The sequence below is a fragment of the Thermostichus sp. OS-CIW-29 genome, from assembly GCF_054058195.1.
Map to the genome: position 1 here is coordinate 33344 of NZ_JBSSAB010000013.1, position 15827 is coordinate 49170.

General features: G+C 57.8%; 16 protein-coding genes and 1 tRNA gene. 6 read left to right on the forward strand and 11 right to left on the reverse strand.

Annotated features, from left to right (window positions below; all coding sequences use genetic code 11):
* Positions 1-14: 14 nt before the first annotated feature.
* Positions 15-1385, forward strand: coding sequence for a cytosine deaminase (locus tag ACVWZJ_RS06510; protein ID WP_457395435.1), 1371 nt, complete (start codon positions 15-17; stop codon positions 1383-1385).
* A gap of 97 nt (positions 1386-1482) precedes the next feature.
* On the opposite strand, the gene ACVWZJ_RS06515 is transcribed toward ACVWZJ_RS06510, so the two are convergent.
* From ACVWZJ_RS06515 to zds, 3 genes are all read right to left on the reverse strand, one after another.
* Positions 1483-2055, reverse strand: a complete 573-nt coding sequence (locus tag ACVWZJ_RS06515; RefSeq protein WP_011432693.1) for a Uma2 family endonuclease — start codon at positions 2053-2055, stop codon at positions 1483-1485.
* A gap of 39 nt (positions 2056-2094) precedes the next feature.
* A complete protein-coding gene (locus ACVWZJ_RS06520; protein ID WP_414408086.1) occupies positions 2095-2667 on the reverse strand; it encodes a Uma2 family endonuclease in 573 nt (190 codons plus the stop codon).
* Between the two features lie 352 nt (positions 2668-3019).
* Positions 3020-4462 (reverse strand): 9,9'-di-cis-zeta-carotene desaturase, encoded by a 1443-nt coding sequence (gene zds, locus ACVWZJ_RS06525; RefSeq protein ID WP_011432691.1) that lies wholly within the window; start codon positions 4460-4462, stop codon positions 3020-3022.
* A 152-nt stretch (positions 4463-4614) separates the two neighbouring features.
* On the opposite strand from zds, the gene ACVWZJ_RS06530 reads away from it, so the two are divergent.
* Positions 4615-4686 (forward strand) — tRNA-Gly (locus tag ACVWZJ_RS06530).
* Between the two features lie 106 nt (positions 4687-4792).
* On the opposite strand, the gene ACVWZJ_RS06535 is transcribed toward ACVWZJ_RS06530, so the two are convergent.
* From ACVWZJ_RS06535 to ACVWZJ_RS06550, 4 genes are all read right to left on the reverse strand, one after another.
* Positions 4793-5620, reverse strand: coding sequence for a M15 family metallopeptidase (locus ACVWZJ_RS06535; RefSeq protein ID WP_011432690.1), 828 nt, complete (start codon positions 5618-5620; stop codon positions 4793-4795).
* Between the two features lie 48 nt (positions 5621-5668).
* The gene (locus ACVWZJ_RS06540) at positions 5669-6106 is read right to left on the reverse strand and encodes a peroxiredoxin (protein WP_011432689.1); all 438 of its coding nucleotides are present in this window, start codon (positions 6104-6106) and stop codon (positions 5669-5671) included.
* 70 nt (positions 6107-6176) lie between these two features.
* Positions 6177-6794 (reverse strand): HD domain-containing protein, encoded by a 618-nt coding sequence (locus ACVWZJ_RS06545; protein ID WP_011432688.1) that lies wholly within the window; start codon positions 6792-6794, stop codon positions 6177-6179.
* 355 nt (positions 6795-7149) lie between these two features.
* Entirely contained in the window at positions 7150-8286 is a 1137-nt protein-coding gene (locus ACVWZJ_RS06550; protein ID WP_049749564.1) for a LabA-like NYN domain-containing protein, read from the reverse strand.
* Between the two features lie 435 nt (positions 8287-8721).
* Between ACVWZJ_RS06550 and ACVWZJ_RS06555 the strand changes: the two genes are divergently transcribed.
* The gene (locus ACVWZJ_RS06555) at positions 8722-9978 is read left to right on the forward strand and encodes an RNA-guided endonuclease InsQ/TnpB family protein (RefSeq protein WP_011432686.1); all 1257 of its coding nucleotides are present in this window, start codon (positions 8722-8724) and stop codon (positions 9976-9978) included.
* Here ACVWZJ_RS06555 and ACVWZJ_RS06560 read toward each other — a convergent pair.
* The gene (locus ACVWZJ_RS06560) at positions 9975-11084 is read right to left on the reverse strand and encodes a dockerin type I domain-containing protein (RefSeq protein ID WP_011432685.1); all 1110 of its coding nucleotides are present in this window, start codon (positions 11082-11084) and stop codon (positions 9975-9977) included. The genes ACVWZJ_RS06555 and ACVWZJ_RS06560 overlap by 4 nt on opposite strands.
* Positions 11085-11249: 165 nt before the next feature.
* Between ACVWZJ_RS06560 and ACVWZJ_RS06565 the strand changes: the two genes are divergently transcribed.
* Entirely contained in the window at positions 11250-11612 is a 363-nt protein-coding gene (locus tag ACVWZJ_RS06565; protein ID WP_011432684.1) for a hypothetical protein, read from the forward strand.
* 24 nt (positions 11613-11636) lie between these two features.
* Positions 11637-11873, forward strand: coding sequence for a 50S ribosomal protein L28 (gene rpmB, locus ACVWZJ_RS06570; protein WP_011431026.1), 237 nt, complete (start codon positions 11637-11639; stop codon positions 11871-11873).
* A gap of 39 nt (positions 11874-11912) precedes the next feature.
* Here rpmB and ACVWZJ_RS06575 read toward each other — a convergent pair whose 3' ends face one another.
* Positions 11913-12641 carry a pentapeptide repeat-containing protein gene (locus tag ACVWZJ_RS06575; RefSeq protein WP_238376916.1) on the reverse strand — a complete coding sequence of 243 codons (729 nt, stop codon included), beginning with the start codon at positions 12639-12641 and terminating at the stop codon, positions 11913-11915.
* Between the two features lie 252 nt (positions 12642-12893).
* On the opposite strand from ACVWZJ_RS06575, the gene gshB reads away from it, so the two are divergent.
* Complete coding sequence (gene gshB / locus ACVWZJ_RS06580; RefSeq protein WP_011432682.1) at positions 12894-13841, forward strand: glutathione synthase; 948 nt, start codon at positions 12894-12896, stop codon at positions 13839-13841.
* 398 nt (positions 13842-14239) lie between these two features.
* Here the strand turns inward: gshB and ACVWZJ_RS06585 are convergent, their stop codons facing one another.
* The gene (locus ACVWZJ_RS06585) at positions 14240-14860 is read right to left on the reverse strand and encodes a biotin transporter BioY (protein WP_011432681.1); all 621 of its coding nucleotides are present in this window, start codon (positions 14858-14860) and stop codon (positions 14240-14242) included.
* A 464-nt stretch (positions 14861-15324) separates the two neighbouring features.
* Positions 15325-15807 carry an ABA4-like family protein gene (locus ACVWZJ_RS06590; RefSeq protein ID WP_011432680.1) on the reverse strand — a complete coding sequence of 161 codons (483 nt, stop codon included), beginning with the start codon at positions 15805-15807 and terminating at the stop codon, positions 15325-15327.
* Positions 15808-15827: the final 20 nt, after the last annotated feature.

Sequence of the window (15827 nt, forward strand, 5' to 3'; positions counted from 1 at the left end):
TTTCGTTGCCCACCGTGCAGATCCCCGGCGTTGCCCACTACTGGCTGCTGAATGCTCAGGTTCCCCTGTCGGTACTGAAGGAGGCGGTGCGGGGGGCTGTCCCCAACCGCGATAACCTGGTGTTGCTGGATCTGGAAATCGAAGGGGGGCAGATCCGCCAAATCCAGGCGGCAACAGGGATCCCGCCCCAGGGGATCCCCAGCGTGGATCTAAGGCGGGGCCAAGTGTGGCCCTGCTTTGTGGACATCCATACCCACCTGGACAAGGGACATGTGTGGCCGCGCACCCCCAATCCCGATGGTACCTTTGCCGGGGCGAGGCAGGCCGGCCAGGAAGATTGGGTGAAGATGGAGCAAGCCTATGACGGGGATCCGGAGCGGTTTCGGGAGGATCTCTACCGTCGCTTCAGCTTTGGTTTGCGCTGCAGCTATGCCCATGGATCCCAGGCGGTGCGCACCCATCTGGCCTGTGAGAACCCTCAAGTTATGGGGGCCAACTGGGAGGTGTTTGTCCAGTTGCGCCGAGAGTGGGCGGGCAAGCTGGAACTCCAGGCGGTCACGCTTCTGAGCTTGGATACCTTTCTCACCCCTGCAGGGGAAAAGCTGGCGGACAAGGTGGCGGAAGTGGGCGGGATCCTGGGTGGGGTGGCGGCGATGGGGCCGGAACTGGATCGGCAATTGGATCGGGTGTTTGCCCTGGCCAAGGAGCGGGGCTTGGCTCTGGACTTTCATACGGATGAGACGGATGATCCGGGATCCCTCACATTGAGACACGTAGCAGCGGCGGCCTTGCGCCATGAGTTTTCGGGACAGGTGGTGTGTGGCCATTGCTGTAGCCTGGCCGTGCAACCGCCGGAGGTGGCCCACAAGACTATGGCCTTGGTCAGAGAGGCGGGAATTGCCGTGGTCAGCCTGCCCATGTGTAACCTATATTTGCAAGCCCGTAACCCCGGCCATACCCCCCGCTGGCGGGGAGTGACGCTGTTGCATGAGCTGAAGGCTTTGGGCGTGCCGGTGATGATAGCCAGCGATAATTGCCGGGATCCCTTTTATGGCTTTGGGGATCACGACGGCCTGGAGGTGTTCCGGGAGGCCACCCGCATTTTGCACCTGGATACCCCCTATGGGGATTGGCCACAGGCGATTACCACCACCCCTGCCCGCATCATGGGCTTGACCGAGCGAGGGCAAATTGGGGTGGGCTTGCCGGCAGATCTGGTGCTGTTCAAGGGACGTGGCTTTGATGAGCTGCTTTCCCGTCCCCAGCATGACCGGGTGGTGTTGCGTCAGGGGCAGGCCATCGACACGGCTTTGCCGGACTACAGCGAGCTGGACGACCTAATGGAGAGGGTGGGAGCAGCGGTTAGTTCTGGCTCCAAGCAGTAGAGCAGGGTTACTTGAATTGCAGCGAAGCAGCTTGGGGATCCCTGGCGTTTCTCCCCAGAGTGGGAAAAATGAAATTTGGAGTCATGGGGTGGGTCGGTTATCCCCAGATTAGGGTGAGATCCATAACAAAGCCAGGAAGAACGGGATCCCCAGACAAACTCACAGGCTGCTCCAAAACTTGTACCGGCTGACCGGGGCGATAGACGTGGACTTGGCGACTTTCCGGGTCAATTAACCAGCCCAGTTGGGATCCGTTGTCTAGGAACTCCTGCAACTTGGCCTCAAGGGTGGCCAGCTCATCGGTAGGGGACTTCAGTTCCAGCACAAAGTCAGGGCAGAGGGGAGCAAAACGACGGCGCTGCTCTGGGGTGAGCTGCTGCCAGCGCTCTTTGGCAACCCAGGCGGCATCGGGAGAGCGAATGGCCCCATTGGGCAGGGCAAAACCTGCAGAAGAGTCGAAGACAAGACCTAAGTTCTTGCGTCGATTCCACTGCCAAAGTTGGCCCAGTAGGTCGGCATTGCGGAATCCACTTTCGCTGCCTGCAGGGGCCATGGCGATCAGTTCTCCTTGGGCGGTGCGTTCCAGGCGCAGCTCAGGATTCTGCCGACAAAGCTGCTCGAAAACTTCATCGGTTAAATTCACAGCCGGCTGCAGGTTGAGGGCAATCATGAGCTCATCCTGGTGGGCAGTTTTAGAGCGTGGGGAGCACTATTCCCAGATTAAGGTGAGATCCACCACAAAGCCAGGGAGAACGGGATCCCCAGACAAGCTGGTAGGTCGCTCCAAAACTTGCACCGGCTGACCTGTGCGATAGACATAGACTTTCCCGCTTTCCGGGTCGATTAACCAGCCCAGTTGGGATCCGTTGTCCAGGTACTCCTGCAGCTTGGCCTGAAGGGTGGCCAGCTCGTCAGTAGGAGACTTCAGTTCCAGCACAAAGTCAGGGCACAGAGGAGCAAACCGACGGCGCTGCTCTGGGGTGAGCTGCTGCCAGCGCTCTTTGGGCATCCAAGCGGCATCGGGAGAGCGAATGGCCCCATTGGGCAAGGCAAAACCGGCGGAAGAGTCAAAGGCCACACCAAGCTGAGTTTGCCGGTTCCACTGCCAGAGCTGGGCGCTAAGGCTCAAGTTTTGACGACTGCTTTCGCTGCCTGCAGGAGCCATGGCGATCAGTTCTCCTTGGGCGGTGCGTTCCAGGCGCAGCTCAGGATTCCGCCGGCAGAGCTGCTCGAAAACTTCATCGGTTAAATTCACAGCCGGCTGCAGGTTGAGGGCGATCATCATCCTTCCTGGGCAAAACTCTCAGGGTATGGGGCCTGTGGCTCGTATTGATCCCCTAGGATGGAGCGTATTTTTTGGCGAGGGGCGCGAAGGGCTGGACTTCTACCCAACTCTCGGCTTTGGGCCAAGACTTCTGGTACCCACTGTGACATACTCCCGCACTCATGCCGACACAAAGCGCTCCGCGCCGCTAAAGCGAGAGAGTGCAGGCTTCAAGGGCTCCGTCCCGCTGGCGCGAATGGGAGGGCAACCCGACAGAGGAAGTGCCGTAGCAGAACCAGGAACCGGAATCCTCGCCCTTTATGACGGGGAGTATGTCAAAGGGGTCAAGTGCCATCAGGTGAAAGTCCTCCTATTGGGGATCCCTGTGGGCAGCCAGAATGGCCTGAGCAGCCAGGTGGCCGGAGAGGGTGGCCCCTTCCATGCTGTCGATGTAGTCTTGGGCGGTGTAGCTGCCGGCAAAAAAGAAGTTGGGCACGGGAGTCTTTTGCTGCGGGCGATAGGGATCCATGCCCGGCGCTTCTCGATAGAGGGAGTGGGCCAGTTTCACCACGCTGTACCAGGTCATGTTCAGCTGCCGGGATGAGGGAAACAGCTCGTGGACTTGGTGCAACACGTGCTGGGCAATTTGCTCGTTGGGCATGGAAATGAAGGGATCCCCCGGCGTGAGCACGCATTGTAGCAGGGATCCCTGGCCCGGCTTGTAGTAGTCGGCGGGGCTGGTGAGGGCCAGATCGGCAAAGCAGGAAAAATCGGCATCGGCGGTGTAGAGGAGATTGTCGATACCCAGAGCCTCTGGGTGTTGGCTGGCTCGTTTGGCCTGGCCTTGGGGGTTCAGCTCCGTCACCCAGCCATCGAAGCGCAACTGCACCGTGGCCACAGGTACGGATTCCAGCTTGTAGAGGTTGTCGAACTGAGGCCACTGCCGCCATACTTCCGGGATCAGCCGTTTGGCCCCTTCCACTGCCGTTGCACACACATACACATCTGCCTCCACCCGCTCTCCATTGGCCAAGAGCAAGCCGGTCACCGCGTAGGGAGGAGAGTCGTTCACTTCAATGCGGCTGACCCCTCTGCGGGTGTGGATCTGGCCCCCACGGGCTTGGATGTAGCGGACGATAGGCTGAGTGAGATAGGTGTCCGGGGATCCCTTGAGGAAATTGAGCTTGGAGGCCTCTGTTTTGCTGGCAAACATCTGAAAGATCGTCAGCATGCAGCGGGCAGAAATCTGCTCCGTGTCAATAAAGCCCAAGGCATAGGCAATCGGGTTCCACATCCGCTTCAGGCTACCTTCGGATCCCCCATGCCGCCGAAACCAATCGGCAAAGCTCATCCGATCCAAGGCGCGAATTTGCCGCATTGCCCCTTCATAGTCCAGCAAGCCGCGAATCAAAGGGCTGGTGCCCAGCGCCAAGGCGTTGCGCAGCTTGTCCGCCCAAGAGAGCTGCTCGGTGGTGAAAAAAGCTTTGAGGCCGTTGAAAGGCGCCCCCAGGGGAAAGCGAAAATCCAGACTGGCCGTTTGCCCACCTCGGTTGACAAAGGTGTGGGTGTGTTGCTTGGGCAGCAGGTTCTCGTAGGCCCCCACCTTTTTCATCAGGGCAAACAAATTGCTGTAGTTGCAGAAAAAAACGTGCAGCCCCATCTCGATGTGGTTGCCATCGGCATCCTGCCAGGATCCCACCTTGCCGCCGACAAAAGGCCGCGCCTCGTAGAGCTGCACCTCGTGTCCTGCCTCGACCAAATCGACTGCCGTCACCAACCCGGCCAATCCGGCCCCAATAATGGCTACCCGCATAGCAATACCCTCAAACAGGCGCTGCCCGGGATCCCGCCCAGACTTTGCGCAACTGCAAAGAAAGATGAACTTCTCTCATTCTGGAACAAAATGCGCCAGGGATCCCTGACTTGACAAACCACCGCAAAACTTGCCATCATAAATTTCCCGACGCGGATGTAGCTCAGTGGTAGAGCTTCTCGTTGCCAACGAGACGGTCGCGCGTTCGAATCGCGTCATCCGCTTGCTTAGGCTTGTGAACCCATTCAAGAGGGGAATGAGATCCCTGCAAGGGAGAGGGCCGTGACGGTAGTCCCAAGGAGCTCCCCCTTTCCTCTCTCCCCAAAGGAGTCAGCCCTCACTCCCAGCTCTTCTCCCTCTGGAAGACGGGAGAGTAGGGGTCTCGGTTTGATTGGGCTGATTTGGGAATGGTTTGATTTGGGGAGCGTAGAAGGTCTCCAGGCTGTCACGGTCGCCCACAAAGCGCCAGTGCCAGGGTTCGTAATTCACCCCCTGAGGGTTGTTTCTGGGGAAAGACAGCTCAAAGCCAAAGCGGGCCGCGTTGCTCTGCAGCCACTGGAAGGCCGGGGTGGTCTCAAAGGCTTCTTGAGTATCCCACTGCGGAAACCCGGCATCCCCAAGGTCGATGGCATAGCCAGTGTGGTGCTCGCTGTAGCCAGGGGGAGCACTGACAGCAGCTCGTTCCTCGGGTCGCAAGGCTCGGGATTGAGCCAATTGAAAAAACAAGAATTCCTGCTCCGCCATGGAGCGAAACCCGGAAATGGGGACAAGGCGGATCCCGGCAGCTCGAGCTGCTTCGCTCATGCGTAGGTAACTTTCAGCAGCCCCCTGGCGTAGGCGCACCTCGCGACCGCGGTAGTGGCCCACCACCCGCAAGCTGTCTGCAGGGGCTTCGGAATAGGCATAGTGCCCCAACAGAGAAGGTCGCCCATTCTGCACAGTTGGCTGCGGCAGAGAGGGCTGACCGGTTTCTTCCAGAACTTGGGGATCCGCCGCCTGCTGGGATCCCGGTAACTTCTCTATCCCCCAACCCGCCAGGAGCACTAGCCCAACCAGCACCAGGCCCAAGACTAGACGGGACCTCAGGGCAGGCACCGAACTTTGCGCTTTTTTCGCCGGAGTGGACTGGCGACGGGCGACCGGAATGTCGTCGTTCATGCGCAAAGGCCGGGATCTAGCGAGGAGTACTGAAAAGAGGCAGCGTTTCTACAAACCCAAATCCGCCAAAATATCGCGGGCATGGGTTTCGGTATTGATGTTCTGGTAGACTTTGGCAATTTTGCCCTCGCCATCAATGACGTAGGTCACCCGCTTGGCATAGCCGCCCCCATCCACATCGTAGGCGCGGGTAATCACCCCACTGCTATCCACCAGTAGGGGGAAAGGCAAGTTGTACTTTTCGGTGAACTTTTGGTGAGAAGCTTGGTCGTCCATGCTCACCCCCAGCACCACCACGTCCTTGCTTTGGTAGTCGGCGTAGGCGTCGCGGAATCCACAGGCTTCTTTGGTACAGCCGGGGGTGTCGTCTTTGGGGTAAAAATAGAGGACAACGGTTTTGCCGGCAAAATCAGCCAGCGAAACCTGGTTGCCTTGGGTGTCAGTGGTGTTGAACCCAGGAGCAGGGGTGCCAACAGCGAGAACCATAGGTGCGTGACCCAAAAAGTGTGATGAATAGGGCTGCCCTCAGCATTTTCTTCAGCCCTGCTTGTCTCTGTCAAGGCATTACCGCTCCAGCTTGGCATTGCAACTCAGCCACCAGCTCTTGAAGCTCCGCCGATAGATTGCCGGGCAGCCGTCGCCTCAGAATCTCTGCCAACGATCGATAATACCACAGGGATCCCTCTTTTCCGGCGGAAAACCGCTGCCAGAGTTCATCCCCCAGTTGGCGAAAATCCCGCAAGATGCAGCGGGCGTTGTGCAGCTTGTCAGAGGCGGCCACCAACAAAACCGAGGCATTTGCCGTTTCCAGGTGCTTCAGGTAGGCGGTTTTGCGCTCTTTCCAGTTTTCTTTGGGCTCGCCTCGGGAGCCATCGCTTTCGGTATCCGTACATCCCAGGATGATCTGCAGCACCCGTTCTCCAAAGTGCTCCCGGATCTGTTGCTCAATCTGGGCCCGGGGCTCGCCTGTGTTGTGGGGGCCGTCCTCTAGGCTGTCGTGGAGCAGAGCGGCAATCGCTTCATCTTCATCCGCCCCATGCTCCAGGGCGATGGCTGCTACGGCCAACAGATGGCTGAGGTAAGGGATCCCGGTTCCCTTGCGGGTCTGAGAAGCATGCCAGCGATGGGCATAGTGCATTGCCTGCACAAACCGCTGTGTGAGTTGCGTTGACATCTGGACTCTCCAATTGGGGTTAAGTTGACCAAGAAAACTGGGTTGCAAGCCCTGCCCTAAGGCCTACAGCCCGCTGACGCGGCAAGGGCGGCTTCGTGCTACGCTGTTGGTTGAACTCCGCCAACTTGAGTATGGCGCAGTGTTAGCAAGAGCAATGTCAGCAGGAAAAGTATCTGGGAGTTCATCCCAGTAGTCGGGGTTATGGCATCCCCCACCACTCGCAAGGGTGGTGTAGCCCAAGAAGTAGGAATTATCCTGTGGCCTGGGAAAGAATCCTTGCCTTTTAGGGCAGGGAGAATGCCAATTTTTGGACAAGGTTGATCCAAGCGAGGTTCAGGCGCTGAGATGGCAAGGTTCAGCCGGTGGCCGGAGTCTGTTTTGCAGGCAGCGGCACCAGCGTTCCTGTTCCCTGCCAAGCGCACAAATCCACGAACTGGTCGGCTATCCGAATTAACGCCGGGTTCGTGTTCGGCCTGTAGGCGGCTACCTCCAGCCGGCAGCCTTGGCGGCGGATATGCTTGAGGGCCGGCACAAAATCTCCATCCCCACTCAGCAGCAGCACCGTCTCGTAGTGGGAGTGCAGCGCCATCAAGTCCACGATCAGCTCCCCATCCAGATTGGCTTTGCGGCTGCCGTCGGCGTGGATCACCACCGGCTTGGTGACCACCCGATAGCCCTGTTTTCTCAACTCCCGCAGGAAACGACGCTGAGCTAGGTTGTGGCGATCTACCCCGCTGTAGACATGCACTTCCATCTCGGATCTGCCCTGGGCCAGCCAGCTGAGCAGACTGGGATAGTCGAGATGGGATCCCCACTGCTGGGCGCTGGCGTGGAGATTGGCCGCGTCGATGAACACCCCCAGGGCTTTGCGGGGAAAAGCAGGGTTCGGCTGGGATGCCACCAGCTGCTGCAGGTGTTGGAGTTGCGCCTGCACCAACTCCAGTTGCTCCAAAGTCACTTGGGGCTGGGATACCGGCAGAGCATTCAACCGCAGCTCCACGGCTTTTAACCGCTGCTGGATTTGCTGGATGGCCTGGGTGATGGGGGCCAGCTGTTGCCGCACGGACAGATGAGACGTGGGCCGAGCTTCGAGGGCGTCGATCCGCCCTTGTAATGTTTCCAGTTGGGCCGCCGTCTGCTGCTGCTGTACCCAGATGGGCTCCAAAACCTTTACTTTCTGCTCGAGCTCTTGAATGGCTTCAGCCGGGGAAGCCAAGGTCTGCTGCAGAAGGGACGGTTCAGCAGTGAGCCGAGCGTCCAGCACCTCGAAACGCGCTTGCAGGGTCTCCAGTTGGGTTGCTGTCTGTTGCTGCTGTGTCCAGGTCTGTTCCAGAACTTGGCCAAGCTGTTCTTCGCGGCGGCGGATGGCAGGGTAGGCTGCTGCCAAAGGTAAGAGCCCCCAGATCACTTGGCGGGTCACCAGGGCCGTCACCCCCAGGGCCAGGGATCCCGTCCACAGCCAGGTTAAGGGGAAGGCAGAAGCCCTATTCATACTCATACTCATAGTCAGCTCTCCTCAGTTTGGGTTATCGATCTGCTCGGTTGCCAGGATTTCACCTCACTCACATGGGCCACCTCAGGGATCCCTCTCGAAGATCGAGATGCCCAGAACTCCCAGAGGCATCGAAGAGGAGCCATTCAGCAACTGCAGTATGCCTTCTATTGGAAGGAGGATCTTCCAATTGTTGGACAAACCCATTCCCCTTGTTGATCAGATGGCTCGGTTATCGAAAGCGGGCCCAAACTGGTTCCTCTCAACCGACAGGCCCCGTCCCAGCATGGGCTACAGAGGGCGCGAACCTTGGACGGGGGAAGGTCAGTTGGGGATCTCGAGGGTTACCAAAAAGCGCCGTAAAGCCCTGCCTTTCAAGGCAGGGATGTAAGGCGCTATCTTCTTATCCAAAGGCTTCCGTGATAAACTAGAGCTATGCGTGTCCTGGAAGCCAAGCTCCTATACGGCACACCTGAGCAGTACCGAGCTTTGGATGAAGCCATTCGTACTGCCCAGTTTGTGCGCAACAAGTGCCTGCGCCACTGGATGGATAACCGGGGCATAGGCAAAAAGGAGCTGTACACCCTCTGCAAGCATCTGGCCCAGGAGTTCGAGTTTGCCCAAAAGCTCAACTCCCAAGCCAGGCAAGCCAGTGCAGAACGAGCCTGGGCAGCCATCTCCACCTTCTACCGTCGGTGCCGTGCCGGTGAGAAGAAGAGCTACCCGCAGTTTAAGAAGAACTGCCGCTCTGTGGAGTACAAGCAATCCGGCTGGAAGCTGTCGGCAGATGGCATGGCCATCACTTTCACCGACGGCAACCAAGCCGGCACTTTTGCCCTGTACTGCAACAGCGAGGCCAGACAGCTCATTCTCCACTCCAAAATCAACCGGGTGCGAGTAGTCCGCAGAGCGGATGGGTACTACGCCCAGTTCTGCCTGGACATGGAGCGCCAGGAGCAGGGCGAGTATGCGGGGAAGATGATTGGTATTGACCTGGGGCTGCAGCACTTCTACACCGACCAGGACGGCAACACGGTGGACTGCCCCAAGTATCTGCGCAAAGCAGAGAGGCGGTTGAGGCTGCACCAAAGAAGACTGAGTCGTAAGTTGAGGAGGGGATCCAAGGAACAGTCGAGGAACTACCTTAAACAGAAACAGAGACTTGGCAAGGTACACCTCAAAGTTCAACGCCAGCGTAGAGACTGGGCTATGAAGTTGGCCCGGTGCGTGGTGGCGTCTCACGACGTCGTGGCGTACGAGGACTTGTCGGTGAAGAACCTGATGAGGAACCACCACCTGGCCAAGTCGATTCAGGATGCGGCCTGGTCTTTGTTCACCCGGTGGCTGGACTACTACGGGAAGGTGTACGGCAAGGTAGTGATTGCTGTGCCGCCGGAGTACACCACCCAGGAGTGTTCGGGGTGTGGTCACCTGGTGAAGAAGACGCTCTCTACTCGTACCCATCAGTGCCCTAAGTGTGGGTTGGTGCTGTGTCGAGACCAGAATGCGGCACTCAACATCCTGCGGCGGGCATTGAAGATGTTGGGCATGGAATGGAACGGTACCCAAGGGCATTGGGGAACCGCCTCGAAAGAGGGAACGCCTGGGGAGACAAGCACCTCTGCCATGGAGGGGCAGCCTAACATGGTAAGTGCTGTCGTGGAACCAGGAACCAGAATCCTCGCTCTTTAGGGTGGGGAGTATGTCAAATTGGCCAACTGCACATCGTCATGATCCACCCAGGCTCCGCCGTGCCGGACGACCGTATCACCTCCCACCGGCACCGAGATGTGCAGGGATCCGCCAAAGAGGGGAATACCAACAAGCACTTGGGGGCCGCGGGTGACCATGCTGGGCTCAATCAGGGTTTTACCGGTGCGCAAGGTAACAGTGTTCAGGCCCAGGCGCAGAGGTTGCAGAGGCAGGGGAATCTGTAGGTTATCTCCCCCCAGGTGAATCTGTTCGATTTCCACCCCGTTCAAGATGACTTGCATGGGAGACATGTTGGCGCTGGGGATCCGGGATTGGCCGGCCCGATAGGCGGCGGCAGTATCCAACCCAATCAGGGATCCAATCCGCAAAACCGGTGGGCGCGAAGGCAGGCGTTGCAAAGTGAAAGAGCGGGTCATCTCCACCCCTTGGGCAGGGCCCAAAAATTGCCCGGCGGCAGCCGATTCCGGTGAGTACTGGTTATCCCCCAGGCGGATGACATTCGCCTCCAGTACCAAAGTCGTGTTGGGATCCCAGCGCTCCAACTGCAGTTGCCAAGGCCGATCCCCGCTGGCTTGACCGCTGCCTGTACTTTGGGAATAGGGCAAATAATTCTCCAGCCGCGCCACCAAAATTTCCTCTGCCGGCAGTGGCCCTGGCAGGCGAAACCGACCCTGGGCATCGGTGCGCACCGAAATACCCGCCCCTGGAATGGCCACCTCCGCCCCGGCCAAAGGCTGCCCTGTCAGCCGATCCACCACCTGTCCCGAATAGGCGGAATCCAACTGCACCTGTCCTGTGGGCACATCCGTTGCTGCCTGAATGCGCTGCTGCAACACTTGCCAGTCGGCTTCTGTGATCCGTCCATCCTGGTCGACATCGGCAGCTCGGATCTGGTCGTCGGTCAATCCCCGTTCTCCCCGCAAGTAGGCCCCCAACAGGTTGAGATCCTGCACCGTCAAACGGCCATCCCCGTCCAAATCGCCCGCTTGAAAGGGCTGCGCTTGGGCAAAAGACACGCCTATCCAACCCAGGCCAAGGGATCCCAGTAGCAAAAGAGAATGAGCCAAACAGGAGACCCTAAACATGGCAACTCTCCTGGGAGTTGTTCATGTTCTAACGTAATTCACCTCCTCGCAGCAGGGTTGACCGAGCCGGTGTAGAGTACTCTTGAGCGCAATTTTGCCGGTTCGCCTTTGGCTGCAGGAGCCGAAAACTTAATGGTAGGATAACCGTGGTGGCTTGCCTGTTCTATGGCTCGATACTCTTGCGTTACCCAGCTTGTGGGCTCAGCCGAGCAGCTCAGCGAGTCGATCCGCGCTGTTTTGGAGCGCTGCCAACTCAATATCCTCCACAACAGCCTTGATTATTGGGTGGCCGGCGAGCCTCCCGGAAAAAATCCCCACACCAAACTGGTGACGGTGGAAGTGTTTGTGGATCGCACCCGTCAGGCTGCCGACGGCTCTGTACAGGTGACCTGCATTGCCAAAAACGAAGAGCTGCCCCTCAGAAGCGTTAACCACTGCCAACAAACCTTTGACCGACTGAAGGCAGAGCTAGCCCAGTTGCAAAGTCAACTTCAGCTTGCTGCCCAACAAAAAGATGCCTTACGATAGCTAGGCTGAGTTTGCTTTGATCCCATGGCGCGTCGCTGCCAACTAACCAACAAGAAACGCAACAACGCTTTTGCCATCTCCCACTCCCACCGGCGCACCAAGCGCCTGCAGGAAGTCAATTTGCAGTGGAAGCGCATCTGGTGGGAAGAGGGTAAGCGGTTTGTTCGTCTGCGCCTTTCCACCAAAGCCTTGAAGACTCTCAAGGCCAAGGGTATAGGAGCCATGGCCCGGGAAGCCGGGATCGACCTCAACCAGTTTTGAGTTTTCTCTTTAGCCCGGTTGTCCTTGACGGCTCCAACCTCACAGCAAGCCAAAAAGCTTACGCGACTTGGGTTGCAATCCCGCCAGCAAGGTGTTGAGGGTATCCCGTTGGGTAAGCTCGTTGGTGCCGCTGGCCCGCTCGATTAAGAGCTTGCGCGTCTCATCGGAGAGCTTGGCATCGGTAAAATCGGCTCCACTGAAGAGCGTATCTTCAATCTGAGCGTCCCGTAGGTTGGCCCCCACCAAAATGGCTTGTTCTAGGTTGGCAAACTGAAGCTGGCAACTCACCAAGGCAGCCTGGGAGAGGTTGCAGCGAGATAGGTTGGCCTGGCGGAAGTCGGCGGCAAAAAAGTTCCCCTCCGCCAGATTAGCAGCCACCAAGCTGGCTTCGCGAAAGATGGAATGGCTGAAACGGCCCCCCTGAAAGCTGCTTTTGTCCAGTTTGGCGGCGGTAAAGTTGCTGTAGTCCCCCAGAGCCTGGCTAAAGCTGGATCCCCGTAGATCTGAGGCGGTAAAATTGGCCCGCTCTAGCTCAGCGCGGCGAAAGTTGCACAGACGTAGGTCGGCTTGCTGCAGGCTGATCGAGCGCAGGTTAGCCCGCGTCAAATTGGATTTGGGCATCTGAATGCGGTCGAACAAGCCCCGCGAGAGGTAGGCATTCTCCAGGTTGGCACCCACCAGGGAGCGCCCCTCACGCAAGGCTTCCAGCAAGTCCCGCGTGGTTTCAATGCGAACCGGCTCTGAGGGTTGAGAAGGGGGAGCACTCACGGATGGAGCATTCCTCACAGTTAGGCCAGAAACCCGGCCAACCCAGCCGTAAACTGGGGGCCAACAGGGATCCCACCTATCAAGCTAACGTTTGCGCCGCCTGCCGAGGTTAAGAGGATGTTAAAAAGACAACCCTGCATCGAGCTTTCCAGAGGGGGCCTTCTCTTGTGGAAACAGCCTACCGGGGGAGAGCCATCGGCTCCGATTTGTTGCATACTCGGGGCAGCCTTTCGTCAGTGAACCACACCTCCCATGCAGGTAGCTTTTATTGTCGATCCATTGCCTCAGTTGCAGGTGGGCCATGACACCAGCATTGCCCTGATGGAAGCTCTGCAGAAACGGGGACACCGCATTTTCTGCCTGGGCCTGGCGGATCTCTACTGGGATCAAGGGGAAACTTGGGGATCCCTTGAGGAAATCCGGTTGGATCTGCAAGCGGATCCCTGGTATGAGGTCAAAGACCGGCAACTGCTGCCCCTGAGCCAAATGCAGGCGGTGTGGATGCGCAAGGATCCGCCGGTAGATGCGGCCTATCTCTATGCCACTTACCTTTTGGATCGTCTCTCTCCCAGCCGCACACTGGTGCTCAATCATCCTGCCGGGATCCGCTCGGCCAACGAAAAGCTCTATGCCCTGCAATTTCAAGAGTGGATCCCGCGCACCCGCGTCAGCAGCAACAAGCGTCTGCTGCGTCAGTTCGTCGAACAGGAAGGACAGGCGGTGCTCAAGCCCTTGGGTGGCAAAGGTGGGGAAGGGATCCTGAGGGTCAATGCCGGGGATCCAAACCTCAACTCGTTGATTGAAATGAGCACCCAATTTGGTCGGCTGCCTGTGATGGTGCAGGAGTATTTGCCACAGGCGGCCGCAGGAGATAAACGCATTTTGTTGCTGGAAGGAGAACCTTTGGGCGCCGTCAATCGGATCCCTGGAGAGGGCGATTTTCGGGGCAATGTTGCTGCCGGCGGTCGAGTGGAAAAAACCAAGATTACCGAAAAAGAACGGGCTCTCTGCGGGGCTTTGGCACCGGTGCTCAGGCAGGAGAAGCTGTATTTTGTCGGGATTGATGTTATCGGGGAACGACTAACCGAAGTGAACGTGACCAGCCCAACAATGCTGCGAGAACTCTGTCAGTTGGAAGGAGTTGACCTGGCAGATCAAGTGGCTCAGTGGCTGGAAAAGAAGGTGCCCGTCAAGGGCTGAATGACTACCCACCAGGATGTTTCTGGGATCCGGCGCGTCTGTTGCCTGACGGGGTTCCCGTCTATTTAGGGAGTCTATAGAGATCAAATTATAGCTTGGAATGACCATAGTAGGTTGAGTTCAACTTTTTCCGGTCGGCAGATAGAAAATAAAAAGCCCCACAAGGGGGCTCTGCCGCGACCAGTCAGCGACTTATAAAACTCTAGAGCAATGTAAAGAAAAGCTCCATGAATAGGCCGTATTGAACATCGCATTGAGCACAGTTTTTAGAATCTCAGAAAAAAGGCCAAATCCTCGGAGCTGTTATCTTTTTTTTAGATTTTCCGACCCGAGGCTAATCCCAGGCCCCTTCTGCTTTGCCGGAGCGGTCTTTAGAGTTGCTGCTCTTGCCCAGTGGGTTACGAGTCAGCCGGTGGCCTTTCCCGTCCCACCCAGCGCCAGATGGTGGGCAGCAGCACTGCCGCCAGTCCGCACTTCACCAAGTCTCCTGGGATAAAAGGGAAGACCCCTTTGTTGAGGACGGCCAAGATCGAGGTGGGCTCAACATTCTGGTTCAGCCACACCCCCAGCCAAGTGGCTCCCAGCAAAAAAATCAGAGCTGAGCAGGATAACATCGCCAGCGCCATCTTCCAGGGGTTGCGATCCACGCCCCAGCGCTCCACCAACCAGCCCATCAGCCCCGCAGCTAGGGGAAAAGCCAATAGGTAGCCCCCCGTCGCCCCCGCCAAGTGGCCAAGCCCGGATCCGCCACCGCTGAAGAAGGGCAATCCCAGGATCCCTTCCAGCAGGTACACCAGCAACGTGAGAAAGCCCAGCCGTGCCCCAAAGCCTGCCCCCACCAGCATCACCCCAAAGGTTTGCCCGGTAATCGGTACCGGCGTGAAGGGCAGAGGGATCCGCACCTGAGCCAGGGCAGCTACGAACAAACTTCCCCCCAGAACCAGCAGGAGATCCCGAGTTCGGGAAGGGCGAGGCAGAACAGTTTGCGCCAAGGGTGTGTGAACAAAGGTAGCAGTCATGAGAGGTTTGCACTCCTGTTTACCCGAAGACTGAGCTTAAGGCCCCGTCCCATCGCTGCGCGGAAGCAAGCCAGTAGGGCGGGGAGTATGTCAGGGTTTCAGAATACAAGAATTCGGTTACCGAAAAACTGGGTTTGAAGCCCCGCCCTTTAAAGCGGCTTTGTGCTACGCTGCCTGCAGTGCCAGGGTAGTCAGCCGCTCTCGCCCACAGCAGCACAGGGCGCATTGTTCGCGTAAACGGGCTGTAGGCCCTAAACCCGACAGCCTGACGGTTGGATCCGACCTCAGTGGGTTTTGTGGTTGTTGTTTACAACGGCACCTAAAGGCACTCGGGAACCACCCTGTGTGCTGGCGAGTACGTAGCGCTGGGGAGCTGCGTGGCAGCAACGTTGAGGTCGAGGATGATCCCACGCTGCTCATTTTGCACCCTGTGCATCGGAAAGAGCTATAAAGCCAAGCAGGGGCTAGATGGATTCTTGCGGCACTTCTGAGCCTTTTTCAGGTTGAGCAACACTGGGCCGGTTCTGGCGAGTTGCTTGTACAATCGCCACCGTAAGCAAATGGGAGAGCAGACCCACAGGCCCAGCAAACAAGCACAAAATCAGGGAATGGGTTGTCCATACTCGCTTATCCCACCCTTCCAAGAAGATCCAGCGGCCCACAAACAAATCCATGACGATGTAGTGGACCCATCCCGTCGCCATAACAGAGGGTTGACTGAATAGGCCAGTTAAGCTGGTCAGAGACAGTTGAGGGTTGGAAAATTCCTTGAGAACATCGGCATTAAACCCGGTGACCAAAAGATACAAATAAACCGCCGCCAAAAGAGCGATGGGCAAAAGCGATTCCATCACTTTGCGGGTTACCTTCCAACCCGGCAGCAGAATCATCAAGGCCCAAAAGGGCAGAGCAAACCAGTTAGCCCCGTTAAAGATCATCTCCAGCATGCTTGGCAGCCCCCAACGCT